The 26041-nt window shown below is 72.6% G+C and carries 28 protein-coding genes; 15 read left to right on the top strand and 13 right to left on the bottom strand.

The window, feature by feature from the left end:
• The first annotated feature begins 13 nt into the window (after positions 1-13).
• The 4 genes from AB0H83_RS33065 to AB0H83_RS33050 all read left to right on the top strand — a co-directional run bounded on the left by AB0H83_RS33065 (position 14) and on the right by AB0H83_RS33050 (position 5944).
• The gene (locus AB0H83_RS33065; protein WP_360101913.1) at positions 14-3619 is read left to right on the top strand and encodes a hydantoinase B/oxoprolinase family protein; all 3606 of its coding nucleotides are present in this window, start codon (positions 14-16) and stop codon (positions 3617-3619) included.
• 183 nt (positions 3620-3802) lie between these two features.
• Complete coding sequence (locus AB0H83_RS33060; RefSeq protein ID WP_360101911.1) at positions 3803-4087, top strand: SHOCT domain-containing protein; 285 nt, start codon at positions 3803-3805, stop codon at positions 4085-4087.
• A gap of 144 nt (positions 4088-4231) precedes the next feature.
• Positions 4232-5101 carry a universal stress protein gene (locus AB0H83_RS33055; RefSeq protein ID WP_360101909.1) on the top strand — a complete coding sequence of 290 codons (870 nt, stop codon included), beginning with the start codon at positions 4232-4234 and terminating at the stop codon, positions 5099-5101.
• 201 nt (positions 5102-5302) lie between these two features.
• Complete coding sequence (locus AB0H83_RS33050; RefSeq protein WP_360101907.1) at positions 5303-5944, top strand: dsRBD fold-containing protein; 642 nt, start codon at positions 5303-5305, stop codon at positions 5942-5944.
• 54 nt (positions 5945-5998) lie between these two features.
• On the opposite strand, the gene AB0H83_RS33045 is transcribed toward AB0H83_RS33050, so the two are convergent.
• Positions 5999-6601: a TetR/AcrR family transcriptional regulator gene (locus AB0H83_RS33045; RefSeq protein ID WP_360101905.1), complete on the bottom strand. Its 603-nt coding sequence runs from the start codon at positions 6599-6601 to the stop codon at positions 5999-6001.
• 92 nt (positions 6602-6693) lie between these two features.
• On the opposite strand from AB0H83_RS33045, the gene AB0H83_RS33040 reads away from it, so the two are divergent.
• Positions 6694-6990 (top strand): hypothetical protein, encoded by a 297-nt coding sequence (locus tag AB0H83_RS33040; protein WP_360101903.1) that lies wholly within the window; start codon positions 6694-6696, stop codon positions 6988-6990.
• Positions 6991-7046: 56 nt separating this feature from the next.
• On the opposite strand, the gene AB0H83_RS33035 is transcribed toward AB0H83_RS33040, so the two are convergent.
• Positions 7047-7460: a helix-turn-helix domain-containing protein gene (locus AB0H83_RS33035; RefSeq protein ID WP_360101901.1), complete on the bottom strand. Its 414-nt coding sequence runs from the start codon at positions 7458-7460 to the stop codon at positions 7047-7049.
• Positions 7461-7508: 48 nt separating this feature from the next.
• Between AB0H83_RS33035 and AB0H83_RS33030 the strand changes: the two genes are divergently transcribed.
• Positions 7509-8402 (top strand): NAD(P)H-binding protein, encoded by an 894-nt coding sequence (locus tag AB0H83_RS33030; protein WP_360101899.1) that lies wholly within the window; start codon positions 7509-7511, stop codon positions 8400-8402.
• Positions 8403-8447: 45 nt separating this feature from the next.
• On the opposite strand, the gene AB0H83_RS33025 is transcribed toward AB0H83_RS33030, so the two are convergent.
• The 6 genes from AB0H83_RS33025 to AB0H83_RS33000 all read right to left on the bottom strand — a co-directional run bounded on the left by AB0H83_RS33025 (position 8448) and on the right by AB0H83_RS33000 (position 13554).
• Positions 8448-10100, bottom strand: a complete 1653-nt coding sequence (locus tag AB0H83_RS33025; protein ID WP_360101897.1) for a DUF885 domain-containing protein — start codon at positions 10098-10100, stop codon at positions 8448-8450.
• Positions 10101-10140: 40 nt separating this feature from the next.
• Positions 10141-10899 carry a hypothetical protein gene (locus AB0H83_RS33020; protein ID WP_360101895.1) on the bottom strand — a complete coding sequence of 253 codons (759 nt, stop codon included), beginning with the start codon at positions 10897-10899 and terminating at the stop codon, positions 10141-10143.
• Positions 10900-10977: 78 nt separating this feature from the next.
• On the bottom strand, positions 10978-11352 hold the full coding sequence (locus AB0H83_RS33015) for a YbaB/EbfC family nucleoid-associated protein (protein ID WP_360102019.1): 375 nt from the start codon (positions 11350-11352) through the stop codon (positions 10978-10980).
• Positions 11353-11688: 336 nt separating this feature from the next.
• Complete coding sequence (locus AB0H83_RS33010) at positions 11689-12033, bottom strand: hypothetical protein (RefSeq protein ID WP_360101893.1); 345 nt, start codon at positions 12031-12033, stop codon at positions 11689-11691.
• 29 nt (positions 12034-12062) lie between these two features.
• Complete coding sequence (locus AB0H83_RS33005) at positions 12063-12914, bottom strand: septum formation family protein (RefSeq protein WP_360101891.1); 852 nt, start codon at positions 12912-12914, stop codon at positions 12063-12065.
• Positions 12915-12981: 67 nt separating this feature from the next.
• The gene (locus AB0H83_RS33000; RefSeq protein WP_360101889.1) at positions 12982-13554 is read right to left on the bottom strand and encodes a TetR/AcrR family transcriptional regulator; all 573 of its coding nucleotides are present in this window, start codon (positions 13552-13554) and stop codon (positions 12982-12984) included.
• 76 nt (positions 13555-13630) lie between these two features.
• On the opposite strand from AB0H83_RS33000, the gene AB0H83_RS32995 reads away from it, so the two are divergent.
• The gene (locus AB0H83_RS32995; protein WP_360101887.1) at positions 13631-14485 is read left to right on the top strand and encodes a hypothetical protein; all 855 of its coding nucleotides are present in this window, start codon (positions 13631-13633) and stop codon (positions 14483-14485) included.
• A gap of 97 nt (positions 14486-14582) precedes the next feature.
• Positions 14583-14855 carry a cellulose binding domain-containing protein gene (locus AB0H83_RS32990; RefSeq protein WP_360102017.1) on the top strand — a complete coding sequence of 91 codons (273 nt, stop codon included), beginning with the start codon at positions 14583-14585 and terminating at the stop codon, positions 14853-14855.
• A gap of 55 nt (positions 14856-14910) precedes the next feature.
• Here the strand turns inward: AB0H83_RS32990 and AB0H83_RS32985 are convergent, their stop codons facing one another.
• Complete coding sequence (locus tag AB0H83_RS32985; protein ID WP_360101885.1) at positions 14911-16089, bottom strand: TetR/AcrR family transcriptional regulator; 1179 nt, start codon at positions 16087-16089, stop codon at positions 14911-14913.
• A 302-nt stretch (positions 16090-16391) separates the two neighbouring features.
• Between AB0H83_RS32985 and AB0H83_RS32980 the strand changes: the two genes are divergently transcribed.
• Positions 16392-17588 (top strand): oxygenase MpaB family protein, encoded by a 1197-nt coding sequence (locus AB0H83_RS32980; RefSeq protein ID WP_360101883.1) that lies wholly within the window; start codon positions 16392-16394, stop codon positions 17586-17588.
• Between the two features lie 117 nt (positions 17589-17705).
• Here AB0H83_RS32980 and AB0H83_RS32975 read toward each other — a convergent pair whose 3' ends face one another.
• Positions 17706-17981, bottom strand: a complete 276-nt coding sequence (locus AB0H83_RS32975) for an ankyrin repeat domain-containing protein (protein ID WP_360101881.1) — start codon at positions 17979-17981, stop codon at positions 17706-17708.
• Positions 17982-18055: 74 nt separating this feature from the next.
• Between AB0H83_RS32975 and AB0H83_RS32970 the strand changes: the two genes are divergently transcribed.
• Both AB0H83_RS32970 and AB0H83_RS32965 read left to right on the top strand, forming a co-directional pair.
• Positions 18056-18241: a hypothetical protein gene (locus tag AB0H83_RS32970; RefSeq protein ID WP_360101879.1), complete on the top strand. Its 186-nt coding sequence runs from the start codon at positions 18056-18058 to the stop codon at positions 18239-18241.
• A 70-nt stretch (positions 18242-18311) separates the two neighbouring features.
• The gene (locus tag AB0H83_RS32965) at positions 18312-19055 is read left to right on the top strand and encodes an SGNH/GDSL hydrolase family protein (RefSeq protein WP_360101877.1); all 744 of its coding nucleotides are present in this window, start codon (positions 18312-18314) and stop codon (positions 19053-19055) included.
• Between the two features lie 117 nt (positions 19056-19172).
• Here the strand turns inward: AB0H83_RS32965 and AB0H83_RS32960 are convergent, their stop codons facing one another.
• Positions 19173-19796 (bottom strand): DUF305 domain-containing protein, encoded by a 624-nt coding sequence (locus tag AB0H83_RS32960; protein ID WP_360102015.1) that lies wholly within the window; start codon positions 19794-19796, stop codon positions 19173-19175.
• A 119-nt stretch (positions 19797-19915) separates the two neighbouring features.
• Positions 19916-20239, bottom strand: a complete 324-nt coding sequence (locus AB0H83_RS32955) for a hypothetical protein (protein ID WP_360102013.1) — start codon at positions 20237-20239, stop codon at positions 19916-19918.
• A gap of 192 nt (positions 20240-20431) precedes the next feature.
• On the opposite strand from AB0H83_RS32955, the gene AB0H83_RS32950 reads away from it, so the two are divergent.
• Positions 20432-22633, top strand: coding sequence for a copper-translocating P-type ATPase (locus tag AB0H83_RS32950; protein ID WP_360101875.1), 2202 nt, complete (start codon positions 20432-20434; stop codon positions 22631-22633).
• Positions 22634-22676: 43 nt separating this feature from the next.
• Here the strand turns inward: AB0H83_RS32950 and AB0H83_RS32945 are convergent, their stop codons facing one another.
• Complete coding sequence (locus AB0H83_RS32945; protein WP_360101873.1) at positions 22677-23657, bottom strand: NlpC/P60 family protein; 981 nt, start codon at positions 23655-23657, stop codon at positions 22677-22679.
• Between the two features lie 301 nt (positions 23658-23958).
• Between AB0H83_RS32945 and AB0H83_RS32940 the strand changes: the two genes are divergently transcribed.
• From AB0H83_RS32940 to AB0H83_RS32930, 3 genes are all read left to right on the top strand, one after another.
• Complete coding sequence (locus AB0H83_RS32940) at positions 23959-24318, top strand: hypothetical protein (protein ID WP_360101871.1); 360 nt, start codon at positions 23959-23961, stop codon at positions 24316-24318.
• A gap of 156 nt (positions 24319-24474) precedes the next feature.
• Complete coding sequence (locus AB0H83_RS32935) at positions 24475-24843, top strand: BlaI/MecI/CopY family transcriptional regulator (protein ID WP_360101869.1); 369 nt, start codon at positions 24475-24477, stop codon at positions 24841-24843.
• Positions 24844-25779: a M56 family metallopeptidase gene (locus tag AB0H83_RS32930; RefSeq protein WP_360101867.1), complete on the top strand. Its 936-nt coding sequence runs from the start codon at positions 24844-24846 to the stop codon at positions 25777-25779.
• The last annotated feature ends 262 nt before the right edge of the window (positions 25780-26041 follow it).

Raw genomic sequence — 26041 nt, 5'->3', positions numbered from 1 at the left:
CCGAGAATCCGCGGTGGCAGGGGGACGGTGGCAGTTCTGGGTCGACCGCGGTGGCACGTTCACGGACATCGTCGCCAGGCGGCCGGACGACGGCCGGCTGGTGACCCGCAAGCTGTTGTCGGACAACCCGGCACGCTACGCGGACGCGGCGGTCGCCGGGATCCGGGCACTGCTCGGTGTCGCCGAAGGGGCGCCGATCCCCGTCGACCGGATCGAGGCGGTGCGGATGGGCACCACGGTCGCCACGAACGCGCTGCTGGAGCGGCGGGGCGAGCGCACCGTGCTGGTCATCACCGAGGGCTTCGGCGACGCGCTGCGGATCGGCTACCAGAACCGGCCACGCATCTTCGACCGGCACATCGTGCCACCGCAGGTGCTGTACGAGCACGTGATCGAGGTGGATGAACGGATGTCGGCCGACGGCACCGTACTGCGCGAGCCGGATGTCGACCGGCTGGCCGCCGACCTGCGGCGGGCGTATGACCGCGGCATCCGCGCGGCCGCGGTGGTCTGCCTGCACAGCCACCTGTACCCGGCGCACGAACGGCAGATCGGGATGCTGGCGGAGCGGATCGGCTTCGGCCAGGTCTCGTGCTCCAGTGAGGTGAGCCCGCTGATGAAACTGGTGTCGCGGGGCGACACCACGGTCGTCGACGCGTACCTGTCGCCCGTGCTGCGCCGGTACGTCGCGGTGGTGGCCGAGCAGCTGCACGGGGTACGGCTGATGTTCATGCAGTCCAACGGAGGCCTGGCCGAGGCCGGGCACTTCCGCGGCAAGGACGCGATCCTGTCCGGCCCGGCGGGCGGCATCGTCGGCATGGCGCGCATGTCCCAGCTGGCCGGCTTCGACAAGGTGATCGGCTTCGACATGGGCGGCACGTCCACCGACGTGTCGCACTACGCCGGCGAGTACGAGCGGGTCTTCCACACCCAGATCGCCGGGGTACGGCTGCGCGCCCCCATGATCGACATTCACACCGTCGCGGCGGGTGGCGGGTCGGTGCTGCACTTCGACGGCACCCGCTACCGCGTCGGGCCGGACTCCGCCGGCGCCGACCCGGGACCGGCCTGTTACCGCAACGGCGGGCCGCTCACCGTCACCGACGCCAACGTGATGCTCGGCAGGGTCCAGCCGGCAACGTTTCCCCAGGTCTTCGGCCCGGACGGGGACCAGCCGCTGGATGCCGGCGTGGTGCGGCAGCGGTTCGCCGACCTGACCGCGGCCATCGCTGAACAGACCGGCGACGAACGCACACCGGAACAGGTCGCCGAGGGGTACCGGCAGATCGCGGTCGTGAACATGGCCAACGCGGTGAAACGGATCTCCGTGCAGCAGGGCCGTGACGTCACCGGTTACGTGCTCACGACCTTCGGCGGCGCCGGCGGGCAGCACGCGTGCTCGGTGGCCGAGTCGCTGGGTATCCGCACCGTCCTCGTGCCGCCGATGGCCGGTGTACTGTCCGCGCTCGGCATCGGCCTCGCCGACACCACCGCGATCCGTGAACAGTCGGTGGAGCGCCGCCTGGAGCCCGCGACGATGCACCGGCTGAACGACGTCGCGGACGCGCTGGAGGCCGCGACGCGCTCGCAGCTGCTGGACGAGGACGTGCCGGCCGACCGGATCCGGGTACACCGGCGGGCGCACCTGCGCTTCGACGGCACCGACACCCCGCTGCCGGTCGAGCTCGCCGACCTGGACACGATGGTGGCGTCGTTCCGGACGGCGCACCGGCGCATGTACGCATTCCTCATGGACCGGCCGCTGATCGCCGAGGCGGTCTCGGTCGAGGCCGTCGGGCTGACCGAACCACCGGACCTCTCCCGGCTGGGTGACCCCGGCGCACCGGAACGCGCCGCCGCCCGGACGGCCACCACGACGCGCCTGTACACCGGCGGAGCCTGGCGCGAGGTGCCGCTGCACGACCGGCACCGCCTGCACCCCGGCGACACCGTCGCCGGCCCGGCCATCGTGGCCGAGGCGGACGCGACCACGGTGGTCGACGACGGCTGGCGGGCGTCGGTGACGACGGCCGGCCACCTGATCCTGCAGCGGCTGCGGCCGAACGCGCAGGCATCCGAGGCGACCACCCGGGTCGATCCGGTACAACTGGAAATCTTCAACAACCTCTTCATGTCGATCGCCGAGCAGATGGGCGCCCGGCTGGAGTCGACCGCGCAGTCGGTGAACATCCGGGAGCGGCTCGACTTCTCGTGCGCGCTGTTCGACCCGGACGGCAACCTCATCGCCAACGCGCCGCACATCCCCGTCCACCTCGGCTCGATGAGCGCCAGCGTCAAAGAGGTCATCCGCCGCCGCCCCGGCCTGCGCCCCGGCGACGTGTACGCGATCAACGACCCGTACCACGGCGGCACCCACCTGCCCGACATCACCGTCGTCACCCCGGTCTTCGGCGCCGACCGGGCCGGGGTGCTGTTCTACGTGGCCTCCCGGGGCCACCACGCGGAGATCGGCGGACTCACCCCCGGCTCCATGCCCGCGACCAGCCGCGACGTCCACGAGGAGGGTGTGCTGTTCGACACCTGGCCGCTGGTCGAGGACGGCCGGTTCCGCGAGCAGGAGACGCTGCAGTTGCTGACGCAGGCGCCGTACCCGTCCCGCAACCCCGCGACCAACCTCGCCGACCTGCGCGCCCAGATCGCCGCGAACGCCAGGGGTGTCGAAGAGGTGGCACGGATGATCGACCATTTCGGCCTCGACGTGGTGCAGGCGTACATGCGGCACGTCCAGGACAACGCCGAGGAGGCGGTACGGCGCGTCATCGACGCCCTCCGCGACGGCGAGTACCGCTACGAGATGGACTCGGGGGCGACGATCGCGGTCCGGATCACGGTGGACCACGCCGGCCGCGGCGCGACGATCGACTTCACCGGCACGTCACCGCAGCTGGCGACGAACTTCAACGCACCGTCGGCGGTCGTCACCGCGGCGGTGCTGTACGTCTTCCGGACACTGGTCACCGACGAGATCCCGCTCAACGACGGCTGCCTGCGCCCGCTGCGCATCGTGGTGCCCGCCGGTTCGATGCTCGCGCCCACCTACCCCGCGGCCGTGGTCGCCGGAAACGTGGAGACGTCACAGGCGCTTGTCGGCGCGCTCTACGCCGCGCTCGGCGTCCAGGCCGAAGGGTCCGGCACGATGAACAACGTCAGCTTCGGCAACGAGCGGCACCAGTACTACGAGACCGTCGGCTCCGGCTCCGGCGCCGGTGACGGGTTCGACGGGGCCTCGGCGGTGCAGACCCACATGACCAACTCCCGGCTGACCGACCCCGAGGTGCTCGAATGGCGCTTCCCGGTGCTCCTGGACGAGTTCGCCGTCCGGCACGGCAGCGGCGGCGACGGCCGGTGGCGCGGCGGCGACGGCGCCGTGCGCCGCATCCGCTTCCGCGAACCGATGACCGTCAGCACCCTGTCGGGTCACCGGCGCGTGCCGCCGTACGGCCTCGCCGGCGGCTCACCCGGCGCGCTCGGCGCCAACCGGATGGAACGCGCCGGCGGCGATGTCGTCCACCTCGCCGGCTGCGGCTCCGTCGACGTCGAGCCAGGCGACGTGCTGGTCGTCGAGACACCCGGCGGCGGCGGATACGGCAGCTCGTGAGCACGCCCGGCCGGACGCACGAATGCTGCCCGGGCCGGGTGATCCGGGACCTCCGGCCCTGGACGGGATGACGTTGCGCCGTACCGGTCGGCGGCACACCGCGGGAAGATTGAGGGGTCCCGGCACGAACGGAACTGGTCGCGACCCGGGCACCGGGTGCTACGGCCTGGAACGGAGCGAGTGATGATGTACTGGGGCTACGGCATGGGCGCGTGGCCCATGGCGTTCATGACCTTGCTGAACCTGCTGTTCTGGGCGCTGGTGATCGTCGGCGTCGTGATGTTGGTGCGCCACTTCGACCGGCGCACGCCGCCGAGCGACGCGGCAGGCCCCGGCCCGGGCGGCGGCCGCCCGCTGCCACACCAGATCCTCGACGAACGGTTCGCCCGCGGCGAGATCGAGGAAGACGAGTACCTGCGCCGCCGGCAGGTACTTGACGGGCAACCCGCCTACCCGTCCCGTCGGTGACGCCCGGCCGGTTGGCCGGCCCCGCCGCCACGCGGCCAAGGTCCGGCCATGGGCAGACGGCACACCGCGGGCACAGCCCCGGGTAGCGCGTGCCCGCGGCTTGCGGCGGCATCGAGGCCTCGACCCTGAGGGGAGGCACCTGGCATGCGTACCGACACCGCGGTGGTCGTCGGCGTCGACGGCTCACCGGACAGTCTCGACGCCGTCGAGTGGGCCGCAGCCGACGCGACGCGCCGGCAACGCCCGCTTCGCGTCGTGCACGCGTTCCCCTGGCCCGCGGCGTTCCCCCCGGTGCCGCGGCACCTGTACGAGCAGGCCATGCGGGACAACGCCGAGCATATTCTCCGCGCGGCGGTCGCCCGGGCCCGTGCGGTCGCCCCAGAGGTGGCCATCAGCGCCGACACGCCCGTCCAGCAGGCGGCCGCCGCGCTCGTGGCCGCGTCCCAGCACGCCTCCACCGTCGTCGTGGGCAACCGCGGCCTCGGCGGCTTCACCGGCCTGCTCGCCGGCTCCGTCGGTGTCGAACTCGCCGCCCACGCCGCCTGCCCGGTCGTCGTCGTGCGCCACGCCGATCGGCCGCCCGGACCCGAGGCCGGCCGCGTCATCGCCGGCGTCGACGGATCCCAGGACGCCGAGCGTGCGCTGCGGTTCGCGTTCGAACAGGCGTCGTTCCGCGGCGTCGGGCTCACCGCCGTCCTGGCATACCTGTGGCCGGACTCCACCGGGCCGGGCGAGATGCTGCCGCTGGTCTACGACCAGGACAACCTGCGCGACGACGAACGCCGCGCGCTGGTCGAGTCGCTCGCCGGCTGGGCGGAGCGGTACCCCGACGTGGACCTGCGCACCGCCGCCGTCCGGGGCCGCCCCGCGGCCGTGCTCACCGAACGGTCCGCCGGCGCGGAACTGCTCGTCGTCGGCTCCCGCGGGCGTGGCGGCTTCACCGGGCTGCTACTGGGATCCGTCAGCCAGGCCGTCATCAGACACGCCGCCTGCCCGGTGGCCGTCGTCCGCTGACGGACCGTGCAGGCTGCCCCCGGTTTCCTGCCTCCGGTCGGGGGGTAGCCCGCCAGTCTGGGCTTCAACAGCATGCGCCTGCCGTGCAGCAACGAGCTGTTCCGGCCGGAGAGCCACCCGCACGGCATCACCAACTCCGGCGAAGCGTGCTGCGGCGATGCGGCGAGGTTTCGCCGGTGCCCGCGCGGGAAGCGAACGACGATGGCGTACGGACCGATCGTCGCGCCGGCCTTCCACCACGCCGACACCCTCGACCTCGACCAGCTGATGGCCCGGCTGCGCGACCTCGCCGCCCGCGCCAGGGCCAGCACCGCCCTGCACGAGGTGGCGCCCGACGCCGACCTCGACACCCTGCACTCGGGCGACGACCTTCGCGAGACCCTGCACCTGGACTCGCTCGACTTCCTCCAACTCGTCGAACTGCTCAGCGAACGCACCGGGCACCGCATCGAGGAGGAGGACTGTCCGCGGCTGGCGACGCCGGCCAGCACATTGGCGTTCCTCGGCGCAACGGAAACCCGGGGCGGCCCTGGACAACCGGCCTCGAGGCCGACAAGCAGAAAGGAGCCTGTCATGGGCACGGCCAAACATTGGACCATCGACGTGTACATCGGCGAGGACGACCACAGCACCCATGCGGAGGCGCGCCTGCACAGCGACGCCGGCACCGACCTCACTGGTACCGGAGACGCCCGGCTGCACCCGGCCGACAGCAACGTTCCGGAGATCGGTGACGAGCTCGCCGTGGCGCGGGCCCTGTCCGACCTGGGCCACCGGCTCCTCGCGACGGCAGCGAACGACATCGGCGCCGTCGCAGGCGGCCCGGTGAAGCTCAACCGGTAGTCGGCGGCCTGGCCGGGCCGGCGCCGACCGGAACCCGGGCCTCTGCCCGCCGGCTCAGTCGCCGGTGCCGGCGGGCCAGGCCCGCATCGCGAGCGCGGCGACCTTCTCCAGGGTGGCCCGGTCGGCACCGTCACGGGCCTGCTGCGCGATGCCCTGCAGGGTCGCCGAGACGTAGTGGGCCAGTCCGTGCGCGTCGGTGCCGGCGGGCAACTCGCCGGCGGCGACGGCCCGTGCGATCAACGCCTCCAGGGTGGCGGTCCCGTCGACGCGCAGCTTGCGCAGCAACTGCTCGACCTCCGGCGCGGTGGTGTTGACGGCGGCGCTGACGATCAGGTCGCCGCGGGGCAGGCCCGGGCGGGTGCTGGCCGCGGCGGCCTCGAGCAGCAACCGTCGCACGGCGCCGGTCAGAGTCGGCTCCTGGTCGATTGCGGTCTGCAGTGACGCCGCGTGCCGGCGGGTGTACTCGGCGACGACCTCCTCGAACAGCGCCCGCTTGCTGCCGAACGCCGCATACAGGCTGGGCACGCCGATGCCTATGGCGGTGGCGAGGTCGTTGATGGACGTCGCCTCGTAACCCCGCGCCCAGAACACCTCCACGGCGATGCCGAGCGCCACGTCCCGGTCGAACTGGCGGGGCCGTCCCCGCGGTGAGGTCACGCTCACATTGTAGAGCGCCCGCTACAGATGCCGTCCACGGTCCTTATTATATAGCGACCACTACAGAATCAGCGAGGAATGGGAGCACCACCATGTCCAGCACGCCTGAGCGGGCCGCCTGGCCCTCCGTCGTGGCACTGATCGGCCTCGCCGTCGGCGGTCTCCTGCTGTGCGGCGGGCTGTTCCGCGCGCCGTGGAGCGACGAGGTCGACTGCGGCGGGCGCAGCATGAAACCCGGGGACCGCTGCATCTCCTCCAACAATTCGTCCACGTACGAGGAGCGCCGCGAGGTCCGGGACAACGGCGTGTGGTTCCTGGTCGCCGGCGGGATCGCGGTGGCCGGCAGCCTCGTGACCCTGGCCGCGCGGCGCCGCCCCGGGCAGGGCTGACGGTCAGGCAAAGGGTGATCCCGCCGGCCGTGAGTCCACCCGGCGGGACCGCTGCGCTACACCGGTGGCGCGGTGGCGTCCCAGCGGGCGCGGGCCGCGCCGATCGCCGCCATGTTGTCGCGCGACCAGTCCGCCAGGGCGGTCATGATGCCCGCCATGCTCTGCCCCATCGGGGTCAGCCGGTAGTCGACCTGCGGCGGGATCGTCGCGTACGCGGTCCGCTCCACCAGGCCGTCGCGGCACAGCCGCTTCGTGGTGACCGTCAGCATCCGCTGCGAAATGCCCGGGATCGCCCGCTCCAGCTCCCGGAACCGGCGTACCCCGTGGGACAGCTCGACCAGCACGAGCATCGTCCACCGGTCGCCGAGCCGGGCCAGCAGGTCCCGGATGCCGCAGTCGTCATCGCCACACGGCCCGGCGGGCTCATCTGCGTTGACCTGCGCGCTTACCGCGGTGTTCGCCACCGACACGGAAGTGCCTCCTTCTGTTATCGGCGTACCGCGTCGATGCTCGTGACCATGATCCTGATCAGTGGCGTCTCGGGTGCGCTCGGCGGATCGATTTTCGACAGCCTCGCAAGCCGGTCGGGCACCCCCGTGCGCGCCGGCAGCCGTTCCGGCGATGGTACGGCGGTGCGCCGCGTCGACTTCGACACGCCGTCCACTCTCGCATCCGCCTTCCGCGGCGTCGACGTGCTGGTGTTCGTCTCCGCCGGCCCAGCCGCGCACGACGTGGCCGTGGCCCGCCACGGCGCGGTCGTCGAGGCGGCCGCCGCGGCCGGTGTCCGGCACGTCGTCTACACGAGCGTCACCGGGTCCGGCGACCGGCTGCCGGGCACGTCGGCGCACCGCTGGACCGAGGCCCGGCTCGCCGCGGTGCCGTTCAGCACGACGGTCCTGCGCAACGGCCCGTACGCCGAGACGGCCGCCGCCCTGGCCGCGGCCGGCACCCGCGCCGCCGCCAGGACCGGCGTGTTCACCGCCGCGCTCGGCCACGGCCCCCTGCCGCTGGTGGCCCGCCGCGACCTGGCCGACGTGGCCGCCCGCGTGGCGGCGGAGTCGGCCGCGGACCTTGCCGCCGGCCGCCGCAGCCGGCACGCCGGCGCCACCTACGACCTCGCCGGCGTGCCGGCGATCGGCGGCGACGACATCGCCGGAGTGCTCGCCTGGGTCCTCGGCCGCCCGGTGCGCTACCGGGCGGCGCCGGCGGCCCGGACAGCGCCGTCGCCGGCGCCCGGCACGGTGTCGTGGCGGATGCGGCCACGCCGCGCTGGTCAGGCGGTGCAGGGGCGCGCCGGCCGCGACCTGATCGCCCTGCTGCCGACCACGCCCCGCCCGGCCCTGGACATCGTCGAACGGGCCGTCACGGCGGTGGCCGGCGCCCGGTGCCAGGACCCCGCATCGCATCATTGACCCAGCACCATCGAGCCCGTCGCCTCACACGACCTTAGCGCCCGCTCACGCAGCCCAGCGCCGGACGCGCTCGGCGAGGGTGCCCAGGGGCAGCGGGCCGGAGGTGAGGACGGTGTCGTGGAAGGCGCGGATGTCGAACCGGTCCCCCATCGCGGCACGGGCCTGCTCGCGGAGCCGCTGGATCTCCAGGCGGCCCACCATGTACGCGAGGGCCTGGCCGGGGTCGGCGATGTACCGGTCGGTCTCGGACTGGATCTCGACCTCCGCCATCGCGGTGTTGGCCCGCAGGTAGTCCACGACCTGCTGGCGGCTCCAGCCCTTCGCGTGGATGCCGGTGTCCACGACCAGACGGGCGGCGCGCATCGAGTCGGTGGCGAGCATGCCGAGCCGGGCGATCGGGCCGGAGTAGAGGCCCATCTCGTCGGCGAGGCGCTCCGCGTACAGGCCCCAGCCCTCGCCGTAGGCGGTGAACTGCGCGATGCGGCGCAGCAGCGGCAGCCCGGTCAGCTCCTGCGCGAGGCTGATCTGCAGGTGGTGGCCGGGGACGGCCTCGTGGAAGGCGGTCGCCTCGGCGACCGTGCGGTCGCGGTCGCCGGGCTGGGAGGTGTTGGCGAAGTAGATGCCGGGGCGGCTGCCGTCGATCGCCGGGGCCAGGTAGTAGGCGGCGGGGGCGCCGGGCGCCTCGTCGGCGGGGACCGGCGCGACCGTGCACCGCTGCGCCGGCAGCGTGCCGAACCACTCGGGTGCGGCCTTCTCGGCGCGCTCGATCGCGTCGCGTGCCGCGTCGAGGATCTCCTCGCCGTCACCCCAGCGCAGCGCCGGGTCGGTGCGCAGGCGGTGCAGGACGGCCGCGGTGTCGGAGGTGCCGAACGCCTCCGCGCCGATCTCCGCGAACTCCTCGGCGAGCCCGGCGATCAGGTCGAGGCCGATGCGGTGCAGCTCGTCCGGGGTGCGGTCGGTGGTGGTGTGCAGGCGCACCTGACGCCGGTACAGTTCGTCGCCGCCGGGCAGGAAACACAGGCCGGCCTCCTCCAGGCCGCGGGAGGCGGGGGCGATCTCGGTGGCGAGCACGTCGCGGTAGACGGCGACGGCGGGCCGGACGACCTCGTCGATCAGCCGGTCACGCTCGGCGGCGAACCCGTTGTCCTCGGCCGGCGCGGGCTTGCGCAGCGGGTCACCGCCGGCGTTGGCCAGGTAGCGGTCGAGGTGCGCGACGGCACCTTCGACAAGGTGCCGGACCGGCCGCCGCCCCGCGGCGACGCCGTCGCGGTGGCGCTGGGCGATCTGCGCGAACGCCTCCGGCAGCTTCGCCAGCCGGGCGAGATAGCCGTCGGCGCGGGTGGCGTCGGTCAGCCCGACCATCGGCAGCTGGACCAGCAGCGCCGCGGCCGGTGCGGTCCAGGTGTCGGTGATCGCATACTCGGTGGAGCGCAGCTCCACGGTGTCCACGACGGACTGTGCCTGCTGCAGGACGACGCCGAGGGTGAGCTGGTCGTCGTCGCTGAGACCGGCGGGGTCCAGCGCCCGGGCGCGGGCGACGATCGCGAGCGCGCGGTCCCTGATCGCGGCGTCGCCGGCCTCGCTGTAGTCGCGCATCTGGTCGTCGCGGCCGGGTAGGCCGAGCAGGGAGGCGCCGACGGGGAACACGTCGAGCATCACGTCGAGCAGGTCGTCAGCGAGCTGGTTGGCAGTGGACACGTCGTCTCCCTGTCGCCGCGCATCGATCGGTGCGCCGATGCTACTGGCTGCGCGGCACCGGCGACACCACGCGCGGCGCGCCGGCCCGCCGGACGCGCGGGGCGACGATGCCGTGCGCGATGAGACTCTCCGCCATGTCCACAATGGACTCGTCGGCGGGGCGGGCGGTCCAGCCCAGCTCGCGGGCGGCCTTATCGGCGCTGACGAGGGCCGGGCGGCCGACATAGGCCAGCGCCAGCCGCAGGGTCCGGTCGAAGCGCGCCGCCGTCCACATGAGCGGGCGCGGCATGCGGCGGGTCGGCACGCGGTAGCCGAGCGGCCGGAACCGCTCGGCCAGCACCGCCGCGATCTCCCCCAGCCACCGGTGCTCGCCGGCGAGGATGTACCGGTTGCCGGCCGCCGCGGCGGACTCCGTCGCCAGCCGGTGCGCCCGCGCCACGTCCCGCACGTCGACGACGGCGAAGCCCAGGTGGGGCACGGCCGGCACGCCACGGCTGAGCAGCAGCCGGACCGGCTCGGCGGAGGTCGTGCGCGCGGCCCGCTGCAGCGGGCCCAGCACCAGCCCCGGGTGCACGGCCACCAGCTCCAGGGCGGTGCCGCGCACGAACTGCCAGGCGGCCCGTTCGGCCAGGACCTTGCTCTTGGGGTACGGGTCGGCGCGCGTCACGTCGGACCAGTCGTCCTCGGTGAAGGTGCGGGTGCCGACGGTGCCGGTGGAGTCGTGGCCGAGACGGATCGCGTCGATCGACGAGGTGAGCACGACGCGCCGCACGCTGCCCGACGCGGCCGCGGTTGGCACCGGCGTCGCCCAGCCGCTCCATGAGCTGCGCCGTCGCGCCGGTGTCCATGTCGATGAACCCGTCACCGTTGCGGTCGCTCACCGCTGCGCACCTCGCGCGGTGTCCTCGTCGAGCTCGTGCAGCAGCGGATCGAACCGCAGATCGGCGGAGCCGGGGGTGGCCTCCTCGGGCAGGAGGACGCGCACGATGGCGAACGCCTCGTCCTCGGCGACCCGGACGGCGCGGCGGACGGTGGCGATGATCGCCTTCGCCAGCGCGGCCGAGTCGGGGGCCCGGTAGATGCGCGGGTCCAGCCGCAGCTCGACGATGTCGTGCGTGGCGTCGACCGTCACGCTGATCAGCCCGTCGTCGGACTCGGCGGTGGCCCTGATCTCCAGCATGCGCTGCCGCACCGCCCGGATGTCCTCGGCCATCTTCTTGTGCTGGGCAAACAGGTCCACCCGCAGGGACATGTCCACAGCGCCTCCCTTGATCGCTTCCGGGCCAGTCTCACGCGGGCATCGGCACGGTGCGGCCGCCTGGCCTGTTGCGGCTACGCGCGAACACCGGCAGACGACCTGCCGCGACGATCCGGGACCGGGACGACGCCGAGTGCGCGCTGCCACCACCGTGCTGGTGCGACGGCGCCGCAACTCGCCGGTCATGATGCATGAGCAATTGGCGAGGAGCCGGTTCACGGGCAATCGCGGCTCGCCGAATGCAGGATCACGTGCGCTGGCACGCCGCACGGCGCGGCGCTGGCGCCCGCTTCAGTCCGGCGTCTGTCGACCTGGGCACGGCCTCAGGCGTCACGCGGCCAGGATAGCGACAAGTTCGTTGAGCTGGAGCCCGCGGGACGGATGACGGCACAGGTAGTCGGCGATGACCAGGTCTCGCACAGCCGGGCGTTCCTCGATGAGCGCCAGACATGCGGCGTTCTCGCGCAGGGCGCCGCTGCGAGCCTCGTCGTGCAGCCACATCAGGACGTCGTCGTCGGACCGACGCTGCATGCTGCGGACCGTGCGCCGGGCGTTACCCAGGCGCTGCACAACGAGGCCGCGGTCCGGCAGACCCTCCAGGCCCACCCAGGCGAACGCACCGATGGCGGCCGAGCGTTGCCGCTCCTCCGGCTCAGCAGTCGGGCGCTCTTCCACGGCGCCAGTCTGGCACCGTTCGTATGGCGTCATGAGCCGGCTTTGAGCGATTGCGTCACGCGGTTGTCGGGGCGGGTCACGATGTAGCAGCGGACCGTGTGATCGCCGAGGGCCCACCGCTCCGGGTTGCCGCCCGTGGGGATGACGATGATGTCGGTACGGTTGGCGAACTTCGACGGTGACTGGCCCAGGAATGTCGCGGCCTTGGCGTTGCACGCCTGCGTCGCCTCGCGGGTCAGCTTGGTCATGCCCGGGTGCGGGACGTCCGGGCTGGCGTACAGGCCGACGTACTCGCCGTTGTGGGGCTGGGCGCAGTCGATCGGGACCAGCCGGTCGATGGACTGGTACCAGCCTTGCCCGTCCGGGATGGCGAGGACGTCCACGCAGGTCAGCGCGAGCGGGCGGGGGCCGCGCAGGCCGTCTTTCAGGCTGCCCGTCCGCAGCCGGGACGTGAAGCCGTCGGCGGAGAACTCCAGCAGGGCGCAGCGGTACTCGTGAACGCCCGCGATCCACTCCTCCGTCGACGGGACGATGACCGCCAGGCCCAGCCGGCCTTCGTGCCAGTCGCCGCCGACGTACTCGCGGGCGGCCGTGTCGCAGTCGGTGTAGACCTCGCGGGTCTTGTTCTCCGGCGGTGTCGTGAGCTGGCCGACGCGGACGATCTCGGCCTGGTGCTCGGCGGCGCAGTCGACGGCGTTGAGGGTGGCGGGGCGGTAGTCGTCCGGGCGCAGTGACTGGCCCGCGTGGCACCCTCCGGCAGCCGGCAGCGCCTTCGCGGAGGGTGAAGCCGCGGCGCTGGCGGTCGGGCCGCCGCCGGGCTGTGTCCCGTCGCATCCGGCCAGGCTCAGCAGTACCACTGCCGCAATCATCCTCAGACGCATCCGATCATGATGCCGCCCGGAAGCTTCTTGGTCTCCGGCGGGGAGGCGTGCGCTGTGGCGGCTCAGGCTAGCGGGTCTTCAGGCCGTCCAGCAGGACGGTGAGGTAGCGGCGTGCGGTGGCCGCGCGGTCCTGGCCGGTCGCGGCCGGGTGGGCGTTCGCCGCGAACATCACCCCGCACATCAGTGGCACCATGTCGTCCTGGGTCACGCCCGGGTCGGCGACGCCGGCCGCGTGTGCACGGTCGAGCAGCCGGCCGAACATCTCGGTGAGCCGCCGCTTCAGCTCGATGGTGTGCGGCAGCGCGTTCGTCCGCGCGGCGAACACCGGGGGCAGTGAGGCGTCGGCGATCTGGGCGTCGGTGGCGACGAACAGGAAGTCGCGAAGCGTCGCCCAGGGGTCGCTGCCGGCCAGCGCGCGCTCCGCGTGGGCGACGAGGTCCTCGAGTCCCGGGGTGGCGACGGTCTCCAGCAGTGCCTCCGGGGTGGGGAAGTGCCGGTACACCGTGGCCACCCCGACGGCCGCGGTCCGTGCGACGTCGTTGAGCTGGACGGGCGTGCCCTCGTCCACGAGCCGGCGACCCACCTCGACGATGCGGTGCCAGTTGCGGGCGGCGTCCTTGCGCTGCGGGACCGTGGTCATGGTCACCAGGGTAACCGGATGCGCTATCCGTTCTGCTACGGTGAAGCGGATGACCAATCCGTTTTTGGGAGATTCCATGACACCACTGCGTGACAGCGTCGACGTGAACGGCAGGACGAGGACCTACACCGTTGCCGGCCCGGCGGACGGCAGGCCCGCGCGGGACCTGGTGCTGATCTTCCACGGATCGCGACAGACCGGTGCGAAGCACCGCGACTTCACCGGCAAGGCCTTCGACACCCTCACGGCCGGCGGCACGGCGGTCGTCGCCTACTTGGACGGCCACAAGGGCAACTGGAACGACGCGCGCCGGGAGAGCAGGTTCCCGGCCCGCCGCGAGAACATCGACGACGTCGGCTTCACGCGCGCGGTCATCGAGAAGCTGACGCAGACCCACCGGATCGACCCCCGCCGGGTGTTCGCGGTCGGCTACTCCAACGGCGGCCAGATGGTGATGCGCCTGGTCCACGAGGCACCCGGCCTGCTCGCCGGCGCCACGGTGATCGCCGCGACGATGCCGGCCCCCGAGAACTTCCTGGCGGCGGACGCTCCGCCCGCCCCGATGCCGGTACTGCTGATCCACGGCACGAAGGATCCGATCATCAGCTACCTGGGCGGCGAGATGCCGTGGTGGGCACGCACCCTGTTCAAGGTCGGTGGCCGGGCGTTGTCGATGCCGGAGACGGCCGCCTACTTCGCCTCGCGCAACGGCATCACCGGCGCGCCGGCCGTCCGGACGCTGCCGGCCTCGGCCGCGGGCACGTCGGTCGAGCTCACCGAGTTCCGGCACGACGACCGGCCCGCGGTGACGCTGTACACCGTGCACGGCGGCGGCCACACCATCCCCGGCCCGCGCAGGGCCCCGGCCGTCCTCGGCAGGACCAACCAGGACGTCAGCACGGCCGACCTGATCGGGAGTTCTTCGGCCTGACGCGGTAGGCGCCCCCGTATCGTTACCCCCCGGCGGCACCTCGCAGCCGCCGAGCTCGCCGCCCCCGGCGGGTGGGGCCTGCTCGGCGACGTACGCGATCACCAGTTCGTGGCAGGGCGGATTCCAGGGCTCGGTCACGGTACGCGCCGGGACCGCCGCCATCTCACGGTGGACGGTCAAGTGGACGTTCGCCAACGGTCAGACGATCAACCAGCTGTGGAACGGCACGCTGAGTACGTCCGGCTCGGCGATCACCGTGACGAACGCGCCGTACAACGGCACCGTCCCGGCCAACGGCACGACATCGTTCGGCTTCACCGGTACCTCGAACGGCACCAACGCCATACCCGCACTGACCTGCACCGTGTAGCCCGGCCGATCCCGCCCTGGGAACGTTCCAGGGCGGGATCACCCTGGACCGCCGGTCAGCCGCCGGGTTGACGGAAGCCCAGGGCACTCATGAGCAGCGCGGCGACGGCGTCGCGGTGTTGCGGGGTGTCCTGCCACCGCAGCCTGCGTCCGGCCTCGACCACCACGCCGAAGCCGGCGTGGATCAGCACCCGGGCCTGACGGGAGTCCAGCCCCGGACGCGCCGAGCGCAGTTGCTGCTCCCAGACGGCGATGTGTTCGCGCTGCGCGACGATCAACGGCCGCTGCAGGTCGGCGGGCAGGCCGGCGACCTCGGCGTTGGCGACGCTGGTGAGCGCGGTGTGCTCGAAGCTGTACGCCACGTAGGTCGCCGCCAGCGCGAGCACCGCATCGTGCGGGTCGGCCGTCCCCCGGAGGTTCTGCTCCACCGCCTGCGCCAGCAGTCCCGCCGCCTGCAGACAGGCTGCCGCCAGAATATCCGCTTTGCCGGGAAAGTAGCGATAGATCGCGGACGGGACCAGCCCGACGGCCTCGGCGATCCTGCCGTTCGTGACGTTGACGAACCCGTCGCGTTCGAAGAGCGGGACGGCGGCCGCGATGATCTCCGAGCGCCGGGTGCGCGCCACGGGCTGGGCGGGCAGGTCGACGAGATGCGCGATGCCGGTGGCCGCCGTGGGGTCGGTCGCGACCACCCGCAGGGCGGACGCGACCAGCAGCTCTTCGACCCGGCGCTGCGCGATCGAGGTGTGATGCATCGTGATCGACCCGATCGCGCCGAGGGCCGCCACCGCTCGCAGGTGCTCGTCGGGCAGCGGATGCTCCCGCTGTACCGCGGCCACCACCCGGCCGATGACGTGCGCGAACTTCGTCCGGAGCGCGTGCCGGTCGCCGCGGTCGAGGTAGCGGGCCTCCCACCGGTAGACGCCGCCCGACGCACGATGGGCGACGGTGACCCGGGCGGCGGCGGTGAGCACGTCCGCCAGGGGGGCCTCGGCAGGCACCTCGTCGAGCGCGGCGACGAGCCCGTCCACCATGACGTTCACACACTCGACGAACAGCGCGTACTTGTTCGGGAAGTGCCGGTAGAGGGCCGCCGCGGTGATGCCCAGGCTGGCGGCGATCTCCTCCATGGACGCCGCGTGGTAGCCCCGCTCGCTGAACATCCGGCCGGCCGCTTCGACGATGAGCTGCTTGCGGTTGCGCGGCCGGACGGCCGCGGTCGACTCGGTGGTCACCGCGGCAACCGACCCGGCGTGTGCGGAGATCCGCCGGACGCACCGGTCCGGAATCCACACCTCAACTGCGCGGCGACTTCCCATGGCATGTCGCCGATCCTGACACATGACGGGCGGCGGCCACGACGACCGCCGCCCCGCGGTGGCACAGATTCACCGTGGTGACGCCCTTGCCGACCGGCCGATTGTTTCGTATGTTAACGGAGAATCTCACATTGACCCACGTGAGACGGTCGCAGTCCGCCACTGCTTGACCCCCTGCGAGAGCAGCACCCATGCCTCCAAGGAAGCGGGGTAAGTTAATGAGTAATCTCAACCGACGGAGCGTCCTGTCCCTCGGCGTCGCGCTCGGCCTGGTGAGCGCGGTCGGCACGGTGGGCGCCGGCCCGGCCGCGGCAGCCCCCGCCGTCGCCGGCACCGACCCGTGGTGGGTCTGGGACGACGAAGTAGACCAGCTGCTCGCCGGTCTGCTCACCAGCGGCCAGATCCCAGCGGTCAACACCGCGATGCGGTCCTGGGTGAACAACGGCGACGCGGTGCCCAGCGGCCTGCCCGCCAACCTGCGCACCTACCTGCAGCGGGTCAACACGCTGCCGTCCTGGGCCGACCGCACCAAGCTGCGTCTCGCCGCCGACTTCAACCGGCGCAAGGACACCTACCTGTTCATGCTGTACGGCCTCGGCAGCGGCATCATGAGCACGGTGATCCCGCGTGAGGCCAAGTCGGTCTACTGGTCCGCGGGCGGGGCCAACATGCAGGACCGCGCGGCCAAGACGTTCACCTTCGGCTACGACCTGAGCGAGCTGAACGCGTTCGAGCCCAACGGCCAGTTCGTGGTCACCGCCAACAAGACGCGACTGGTGCACGCCGCGGTGCGTCACCTGCTGCCGCAGTCGCCGCACTGGCGGGCGGTCGCGAACGAGCCGGGCCTGATCCCGATCAGCAACGGCGACATCCTCGTCACCTTCCACAGCCTCGGCACCTTCGTACACAAGAAGCTGAAGGAGTGGAAGGTCCCGATGACGGCCGCGGAAGAGGCCGCCTTCCTGCACCAGTGGCAGGTCGCCATGTACCTGCTCGGCGTGCGCCAGGAGTTCATCCCGCAGACCTGGTCGGCCGCGTACGCGCAGTCGGCGACGGCGCTCACCCCGATCCTCGCCCCCTCCACGGAGGGCAAGGAGCTGGCCGAGGACCTGCTCGGGCTGACCGCGCAGATCGACCTGGGCATCACCCGCGGCTTCCTCAACGAGTTCGTCCGCTACGTGCTCAGCAACGAGATCGGTGACTGGCTGCGACTGCCACGCGACTACGCGGCGGCGACCCTCATCCGCACCGCGTGGCCGACGTACATCGCGTTCCGGGAAGGGCTGATCCCGATCATGCCCGTCACCTTCTACATGTTCGACCAGTTCATCCGGGCGCTGGCGATGCTGTTCCTCAACAAGGGCGACTCGGGCACGACCACGCCCATCACGATCCCCACGGGGAACCGGGCCTGATCCGAGGAGCCGGGAAGGGGGCCGGGAAGGGCTCCCCTCCCGGCTCCCGCATCAGGGCGTCACCACGGTCGTGCGCACCGACAGCCTCCGCGCCGCGCGGCGCGGAGGCTGCTGGCATCAGTCGTTGTGCGGGCCGGTCCGCAGCGCCTCGATGACCGGGGCCGGCGCGCCGGCCGTCTGCGCCGCCCGCACCGCGCTCCAGCCGAGGCTGTCCGGCGCCAGCGGGTCGACGCCGGCCGACCGCAGGCGCCGGATCAGGGTGATGTCGCCGGCGCGGTGAGCGACGTGCAGCAGCGACTGGCCCTGCGGGCCGCGGACTCCGCGGGGGTCGACGCCGGCGTCGAGCAGCCGGTGGACCTCGGGGGTGTCGCCGTGGGCGGCCGCGAGGAACATGTGGTGGGCGACCGTGCGGATCTGTCGCGGCAGCCGACCGGTCCGGCCGCGGCGACGAGTGGCAGGATGGACGGATGAAGCGGTTGGCCGGCGCCCGGTGGTTCCCGCTGGCCTGCCTGTTCGCGGCGGTCGGGATCATCGTGGTCGTCCTTGCGCTGGCCGGCGCGGTCACCGGACCGGTCGAGTCGCTCACCGCCGCCGCGGCGCTGCTCGCCGGGCTCGGCACGGTCTTCCTCGCCACGACCCGCCGCCGCGGCTGACCGCACCGCACCGGCGCGAGCGGCGGGGGGATGATCCTCGGCAGGTCCGCCGCTCAGTATCGTCGGGCTCATGCGGTACGTGGCGATCGGGGACAGCTTCAGCGAGGGCATGGGTGACGAGCGGGCGGACGGCACCCCGCGCGGGTGGGCCGACCTGGTCGCGGCCGCGCTCGGCGCCGCGGATCCGCGCTGGCAGTACGCCAACCTCGCGATCCGGGGCAGGCTGCTGGAGCCGATCGTGACCACGCAGCTGGAGGCCGCGCTGGCGTTGTCGCCGCCGCCGACGCTGATCTCGCTCAACGGCGGCGGCAACGACATGATGCGCCGGGGCGCGGACGTCGCGCACCTGGTCCGGCTCATCGAAGGGGCGATCGAGCGCTGCGACGCGGCCGGGGTGCGCCTCATGGTCCTCAGCGGCGCCGACCCGTCGGACCACCTGCCGCTCGGGCGGGTGCTGCGCCGCCGCGCCGAGCAGCTCACCGCGGCGGTGCGGGAGCTGACCGCCCGCCACGGCGTGCTGTTCGTCGACTGCTTCGGCGACCAGGAGCTGCGCCGGTCCGGGTACTGGTCGGCGGACCGGCTGCACCTCAACGCCGCCGGTCACCGCCGGGTCGCCGGGCTCGTCCTGGCCGCCCTGAGTGTCGCCGACGCCGAGCACCGGCTCGACGACGGCCTGGCCGTGTCGCGGGGGCTGCTCGTCCAGGCGCGGTACTACCGCCAGCACGTCCTGCCGTGGGTGCTGCGCCGGGTCCGTGGCCGCTCGTCCGGCGACGGCCGCGCCGCGAAGTACCCGGCGTGGACCAGCGTCTCCTGAAGCCGCCCCGCCGCCGCGCCGCGGCTGACGACCCGCGCCGCGCCCCGAGCGGACAGCGGGAACGCGACGCTGAACGAACCGCGGGCGGCGCCCCACCCGCGGTTCGACGCCGAGCGCCTACAGCTTGGCCAGCATTCCCTGCATCTCGGTGATCTCCGCGGTCTGGTCAGCGGCGATCTTGGCGGCGAGCTGCTTGGCCGCCGGGTCCTGACCCTGGGCCTGTTCGGTCTTGGCCATCTCGACCGCACCCTGATGGTGCTTGATCATCATCCGCAGGAACATCGTGTCGAAGTCCTTGCCCATGGCCTTGGACAGGTCGTGCATTTCCTGGTCGGTCATCATGCCGGGCATCTGTCCCATGTCGCCCATGTCGTGGTGCATGGCGCCGGGACTGGGGACCGGCTCGCCCCAGGCGGTCAGCCAGCCGGACATGGTGGCGATCTCCGGCTCCTGCGCCTTGGCGATCCTGCCGGCCAGGGCCTTGACCTCGGGTGTGACGGCCTTCGACTGGGCGGCCTCGGCCATGTCGAGCGCTTGCCGGTGGTGCGGGATCATATCGGTGGCGAACATGACGTCGGTGGCGTTGAAGGTCGACGTCGACGTCGACGTCGCGGCGGGCGTGGGGCTGCCGTTGCCCATGGCGCCGTGGTCCATCCCACTGTTGCCGCAGCCGCCGGCGAGCAGGGCGAGGCTGAGCACGCCGGTGGCCACGGCGGCCCGGCGAAGGTTGATCGTACGCATGGCGAATCGAGCTCCTGGAGATTCGAAACGGTGACGCAGACGCGTCGGGACGTCGCCGCGGGCACCCTCCGCAACGCGTGCGGGCAGGGCCGGCGGCGTCATTCGACTCCGGAGCCGGCCTACGTCCGCCAGATGGACAGCATGCTGCGCTGCGGTGGTCCGCAGCCGCTGCCGTCGGCCGCCTCGGCCGCGGCGGTGACGCTCGACGCCCGCCCCGGCGAGGTGGGCAAGGCCGCCTGCGAGACGGTGAAGGTGGGGGCCGGAGCGCCGATGGCGGGCGGAAGGGCGGACTGACACATCGCCGCGGCGTGACCGCCGTCATGCGGGGTGCCCGGACAAGGATCGTGGTGACCGCCCGGCGTGCACTGTGGCATTACCTGGGCAGCCGTCGCCGCGCCGGCGTGCGCGGCCGGCGGGAGCGGGGCACCGGCGAGCGTGTGCATCCACGCGACTCCGAGCACGAGCAGCACTGCGGTCAGCAGCCCGGCGCGCGACCACACGCCGGCAGGTCGTGTGCGGCTGTGCACCACTCCCCGATCACCTCCTACGCATCATCGTAGACCGTGTGCCCGGCCACCAACGCTTGCCCGCGATACCCCCTGGGGGTATGTTGGCCGGGACGGAAGGAGGCGGCCATGACGCAGCCGCACCGCACAGCCACCCCCCGCAACGACGGATCCCACGACCAGGCCCACGACCAGGATCCCGGCCACGACCACCACCGGGCCCGCGGTCACCCGCACGATCGCCCTCAGGCCGGCGACGCCCGGCATGAGGGCCCGGTCGCGGGTCACGGCCACGGAGCCGAGCACGGTGGCGGCCATGCCGGCGGCCACGACAAGCACGCCGGGCACGACCCCGAGGTGTTCCGCCGCAAGTTCTGGCTGAGCCTCGCGCTGACCGTCCCGATCGTCGCGACCAGCGACATGGTGATGGGCTGGCTGGGCTACCGGCTCGACTTCCCCGGCATGGCCCTCGTCGGGCCGCTGCTGGGCACGGCGGTGTTCCTCTACGGCGGCTGGCCGTTCCTTGCCGGCGCGGTGGCCGAGGTCCGCGACCGCGCTCCGGGCATGATGCTGCTCATCTCGATGGCGATCACCGTCGCGTACACCGCGTCCCTGGCCACCAGCTTCGGCTGGTTCGACCTGGAGTTCTGGTGGGAGCTCGCCGCCCTGGTCACCATCATGCTGCTCGGGCACTGGCAGGAGATGAAAGCGATCGGCCAGGCCAGCGGCGCCCTCGCCGCCCTCGCCGCGCTGCTGCCCGACGACGCCGAACGCCTCGACGCCGACGGCCGGCCACAGCCGGTGCGGGTCAGCGACCTGCGCGTGGGTGACATGGTGCTGGTCCGCTCCGGTGGCAGGGTGCCCGCCGACGGCCGCATCGTCGACGGCCGCGCCGAGATCGACGAGTCGATGGTGACCGGCGAGTCCCGCCCCGTCACCCGCACCGCCGGCGACCGGGTCGTGGCCGGCACCGTCGCCACCGACTCCGCGCTGCGCATCGAGGTCGACGCCGTCGGCGACGACACCGCCCTCGCCGGCATCCAGCGCCTCGTCGGGCAGGCACAGCAGTCCCGCGGCCGGGCGCAGGTCCTCGCCGACCGGTTCGCCGCCTGGCTGTTCGCCATCGCCGCCGGCGCCGGCCTGGTCACCTTCGCCGCCTGGTGGGCGATCGGCGACCTGGACGCATCCGTGGTGCGGACCGTCACGGTGCTGGTCATCGCCTGCCCGCACGCGCTCGGCCTGGCCATCCCGCTGGTGATCTCCCTGTCCACCGCGGTGGCCGCCCGCGCCGGGATCCTGGTCAAGGACCGCCTCGCCCTGGAGCGGATGCGGACCGTCGACGCCGTGCTGTTCGACAAGACCGGCACCCTGACCAAGGGCGCGCACACCGTCACCGGCGTCACCGCCGCCGTCGGGCTCACCGACCAGCAGGTGCTGCACACCGCGGCCGCCGTCGAGGCCGACAGCGAACACCCCCTGGCCCGGGCCATCGTCACCGCCGCCGGGCGAGACGGTGCCACCGACCTGCGCGCCGAGGGATTCCAGTCGCTCACCGGCCGCGGCGTGCAGGCCACCGTCAACGGGATCCGCTACGCCGTCGGCGGCCCCGCCCTGCTGCGGGAACTGCACGTCAGCCCACCCGACGAGATCGCCGGCGCGGCCGCGGCGTGGGCCGGACGCGGCGCCGCCGTGCTGCACCTCGTCCGCCTCGACGACGACGCAACCCACGTCGTCGGCGCGCTCGCACTCGAGGACGAGGTCAGGCCCGAGGCGAAGGAGGCCATCGCGCAACTGCGGCACCTCGGCGTCGGCAAAATCGTCATGATCACCGGTGACGCCCGGCAGGTCGCCGAAGCCGTCGCCGAAGACCTCGGCCTCCAAGAAGGCGTCGACGAGGTCTTCGCCGAGGTCCTCCCGGCCGACAAGGACCGCACCGTCGCCGAACTGCAGCAGCGCGGGCTGCGGGTGGCGATGGTCGGCGACGGCGTCAACGACGCCCCGGCCCTGGCCCGCGCCGACGTCGGCATCGCCATCGGCGCCGGCACCGACGTCGCCATCGAATCCGCCGGTGTCGTCCTCGCCTCCTCCGACCCGCGTGGCGTCACCGGCGTCATCCGGCTGTCCAAGGCCAGCTACCGCAAGATGATCCAGAACCTGGCCTGGGCCGCCGGATACAACATCGTCGCGATCCCGCTCGCCGCCGGCGTCCTGGCCTGGGCCGGGGTCACCCTCAGCCCGGCCGTCGGGGCCGTGCTGATGTCCGCCTCGACGATCGTCGTGGCGCTCAACGCGCAGCTCCTGCGCCGGGTCCAGCTCACCCCGAACCGGTGAGCCGGCCCGGCCACCACGGGCGCCGCCCCGGCACACCAGCAGGTCAGCCGGGGCGGCGGGCACCCATGTACGGCATGGTGTCGATGCGGGACATCCGGACGGGCACTCCGGCACGGGAGGCGTGGACCATCAGGTTGTTGCCGACGTACATGCCGACGTGGTGCAGGTCGCTGTAGAAGAAGACCAGATCACCGGGGCGCAGGTCGGCCTTGCTCACGGCGCTGCCCTGTTTCCACTGCGCACCGGTGTAGTGCGTCAACGACACGCCCGCGGCCTTCCAGGCGTACTGGGTGAGGCCGGAGCAGTCGAAGGTGCTGGGGCCGACGGTGCCGAACACGTACGGCTTGCCGATCTGCGCGCAGGCGGTCTTCACGGCGGTGCCTGCCGCGCCGCCGATGTACACGGCTGGGCACTGGCCGATGTAGAGCGCGCTCTTGGGCACGTCGGTCGCGCCGAGCTGCCGCCGCAGCGCCTGCAGCCGGTCGACCTCGGCCTGGATCGACTTCTTGCGGGCGGCCAGGTCGGCCTCCTGCGCCTGCTGCTGCGCGACGAGAGCGTCGATCTTCTGCTTGTCGGCGGCATACCCGTCGCGCAGCTGCGCCACCGAGGCGATCTGGTCGGAGCTGTTCTTCGCCAGGCGGTTCAGGGTCGCCAGTTGTTCGGCGAACGTCTGCGGCGAGTCGGTCGACAGCAGCACGCTGAGCACCGACGCGCCGCCGTACTTGTACTGCCGCGCCGCCATCACCCCGACCTCCTGCATCGCGGCGTCCACCTGCTGCTGCAGCGGTGCGAGCGTGTCGGTGAGCGTCTTGGCCTTGGCCTGGTTCGCCAGGAGTTGGCTGTGCAGGTCGTTGTACTGCTCGATGACCGGCTCCAGCTTCTCCCACGCCTCGTCGAGCTGCCGCTCGATCTCCGGCAGCGACGGCTCGGCGTGCGCCGAGACGGAAGGCACCAGTCCGGTGAGGGCGACGGCGGCCACGACCAGCGATCTGCGGACGATCGAGAACGTGCGGTAACGGTCCACCGGGGAGACGCCCTTCCGCCATAGGCCCGCCGCAGGGTCTCGAGGGGGAGACCGACGGCCGAGGCCGACCGTGGCCAACCGTAGAGAGGTCAGCGACCGCAATCAACCCGGCCACCGACATCCTTCGCTGCGCAGCCGGACCGTCACGTGGTGTGCATTCCTATCATTGTTAGGACACCGGACGATGCTTGACCTGCCTGCGCGAGCGCGTGCCGGCACGCCGGCACCGATCCAGCAGGCATGATCCGGTTTCGCTTGCTGCCTGTACACTCGCTGTCCTATGGGCAATAGGAGATGGCCGGTGACCCGTCGCGGCGGCGGCAGAGCACCGGTGGCGGCCGGCACGATGTTCGTCGCGCTCCTCATCGCGGGCTGCGCGGCGCCGGCACCACCCTCCCTGTCGGCGCCTGCCACCCTGAGCCCGGATGTGATCCCGACGGGACGCCATCTGGTCGGCACGGTCAACCAGGTCACCGACACCGAACTCGTGCTCGACGTGTATGGAGGGCCTCCCCCGCTGACCTTCGTGATCCGCCCGCAGGACCGGCCCGCCATCGACGTCCCCGCCCTGCGCGCACTGGCCGGCGGTCGTGAACGGGTCCGGGTCTTCTACGAGTCGACCGGCGGCAAGGACTATGCCCTGCGCGTCGAACGCACCTGACTCCCCGCCCCGCTCGGCCACACGTCCGCCAGCTCCGGCTCGGCGCTCACCGCACCATCCCGGGATGGCAAGTTCCCGCCGGAGCCGTAGCATCGGAAGACCGAGCCGGACCGCTCCCGACTCGACCGATCGGACGGCCGTGGACGAGGAGGCGTAGTGCGGGGACTCGGTGACCTGGAGGCTGCGATCATGGAGCGGCTCTGGGCCCGGCCGGCGCCCGCGACGGTGCGCGAGGTACACACCGACCTCACCCGGGACCGGGACCTCGCCTACACCACCGTGCTGACCGTCATGGAGAAGCTGTTCCGCAAGAACTATCTGCGCCGCGCTCCCCATGGGCGGGCGCACACCTACGAGCCGGTGCTCAGCAGGGAACAGTACGTGGCGAGGCTGATGCGCGAGGCGCTGACCGACAGCGACGACCGGGCGCTGGCGCTGCTGCACTTCGTCGGGCAGATGACCCTCGACGAGGCGGCTGCCCTCCGCCAGGCGCTGCGCAGCTACGAGCAGAGGATCACCGGATAGATGAGTGCCGTGCTGCTCGGCGCGTTCGTCACCGGTCTCGCCCTGATCGCGGCTCCGCGGCTCGCCCGGGCCCGCTGGGTGCTGCGCTCCCCCAGCCTGGCGATCTTCGCCTGGCAGATGACCTGCGCGGCGGCGCTGGTCTCCGCGACGTTGATCGGCCTGACCACGACGCTGCACTGGGACACCACCCACTCGCTGATGTGCCGGGCGTGGCAGCTCTGCCTCGACGCCCTGCAGGGCGCGCACGGCCGTGCGGCACAGCTGGCCGCGGTCCTCGGCGCGGCTCTGCTCGCCGGGCTGACGGCCCGGCTGGCGTTCGGCGCCTGGCAGGTCGCCGGCGCGGAGCGCCGGCGGCGGCGTTCCCTGCAGGCGGTGCTGCGACTGGCCGGCAGCAGAGTGCCTGCACTGGATGCCACCGTCGTCCCGGCCGACCACCCGGCGGCGTTTCTGGTCCCCGGCGGGCACACCGACGTGGTCGTCACCTCCGCCGCGGTCCGGCAACTGGCGCCCGACGAGCTGCAAGCCGTCATGGCGCACGAGCGGGCACACGCGACCGGCCGGCACTACTGGCTGCTGCGCACCGTGCGGCTCGCGCACTCCGCGTTCCCGTGGATACCGATGTTCAGCACCGCCCTGCACCAGGTGCACCGGCTGGTGGAGCTGCGCGCCGACGACGTCGCCGTACGGTCCAGCACACCACTCGCACTGGCCCGCGCGCTGGTCACCCTGGCCGAGGGGGGCGCCAGGCCCGCCACCGGCAACCCGATCCTGCTGGCCGCGGACGGCGGCGACACCGCGGAGCGGCTCGATCGGCTGCTGCGGCCACCGGCTCCGCTGCCTGCCACCGGCGTCCGCGTCGCCGTCGTTGCCGCGGCACTGCTGCCGCTCGTACCAGTCGCCATGGCCGTCGCCGGTCGCTACGCCAGCATCGGCTGACACAGCCTGCCGTCCCCTCCGCCCCGAAGGGATGCCGCAGCAGCGCGGTGAGAAGGTCCACAAGGGGGTCTGGTCAGGGTGTGGCGGCGATATCGTTATGTGGCGCCGTTTCTGGCGCACCCCGCCGTTTCCGCGCAGTGAAAGAGGCACCGCCGATGGCCCGCCTTGCCCAGACGCCCGGTCTGACCGATGTGCAGGAGTCGATCCTGGAGACGGTGCGGGAGTTCGTGGACAAGGAGATCATCCCGCACGCGCAGCACCT

Source organism: Dactylosporangium sp. NPDC050688 (genome assembly GCF_040654515.1).
Classification (GTDB): Bacteria; Actinomycetota; Actinomycetes; order Mycobacteriales; family Micromonosporaceae; genus Dactylosporangium.
Note: the sequence above shows the minus strand (reverse complement) of the source record. Positions and strands in the feature narration are given on the sequence as shown.

Bases quoted from the DNA above. Each gene is read 5' to 3' on its own strand.
- AB0H83_RS32975 (WP_360101881.1), bottom strand. From the start codon at position 17,981: ATGTTCCTCGCGGCCGCCCACGGCGACACCCCCGAGGTCCACCGGCTG.
- AB0H83_RS32995 (WP_360101887.1), top strand. From the start codon at position 13,631: ATGACACCACTGCGTGACAGCGTCGACGTGAACGGCAGGACGAGGACC.
- AB0H83_RS33005 (WP_360101891.1), bottom strand. From the start codon at position 12,914: ATGCGTCTGAGGATGATTGCGGCAGTGGTACTGCTGAGCCTGGCCGGA.
- AB0H83_RS33055 (WP_360101909.1), top strand. From the start codon at position 4,232: ATGCGTACCGACACCGCGGTGGTCGTCGGCGTCGACGGCTCACCGGAC.
- AB0H83_RS33050 (WP_360101907.1), top strand. From the start codon at position 5,303: ATGGCGTACGGACCGATCGTCGCGCCGGCCTTCCACCACGCCGACACC.
- AB0H83_RS33060 (WP_360101911.1), top strand. From the start codon at position 3,803: ATGATGTACTGGGGCTACGGCATGGGCGCGTGGCCCATGGCGTTCATG.
- AB0H83_RS32960 (WP_360102015.1), bottom strand. From the start codon at position 19,796: ATGCGTACGATCAACCTTCGCCGGGCCGCCGTGGCCACCGGCGTGCTC.
- AB0H83_RS32965 (WP_360101877.1), top strand. From the start codon at position 18,312: ATGCGGTACGTGGCGATCGGGGACAGCTTCAGCGAGGGCATGGGTGAC.
- AB0H83_RS32955 (WP_360102013.1), bottom strand. From the start codon at position 20,239: ATGCACACGCTCGCCGGTGCCCCGCTCCCGCCGGCCGCGCACGCCGGC.
- AB0H83_RS32980 (WP_360101883.1), top strand. From the start codon at position 16,392: ATGAGTAATCTCAACCGACGGAGCGTCCTGTCCCTCGGCGTCGCGCTC.
- AB0H83_RS33015 (WP_360102019.1), bottom strand. From the start codon at position 11,352: ATGTCCCTGCGGGTGGACCTGTTTGCCCAGCACAAGAAGATGGCCGAG.
- AB0H83_RS33040 (WP_360101903.1), top strand. From the start codon at position 6,694: ATGTCCAGCACGCCTGAGCGGGCCGCCTGGCCCTCCGTCGTGGCACTG.
- AB0H83_RS33000 (WP_360101889.1), bottom strand. From the start codon at position 13,554: ATGACCACGGTCCCGCAGCGCAAGGACGCCGCCCGCAACTGGCACCGC.
- AB0H83_RS32930 (WP_360101867.1), top strand. From the start codon at position 24,844: ATGAGTGCCGTGCTGCTCGGCGCGTTCGTCACCGGTCTCGCCCTGATC.
- AB0H83_RS32950 (WP_360101875.1), top strand. From the start codon at position 20,432: ATGACGCAGCCGCACCGCACAGCCACCCCCCGCAACGACGGATCCCAC.
- AB0H83_RS32970 (WP_360101879.1), top strand. From the start codon at position 18,056: ATGAAGCGGTTGGCCGGCGCCCGGTGGTTCCCGCTGGCCTGCCTGTTC.
- AB0H83_RS33030 (WP_360101899.1), top strand. From the start codon at position 7,509: ATGATCCTGATCAGTGGCGTCTCGGGTGCGCTCGGCGGATCGATTTTC.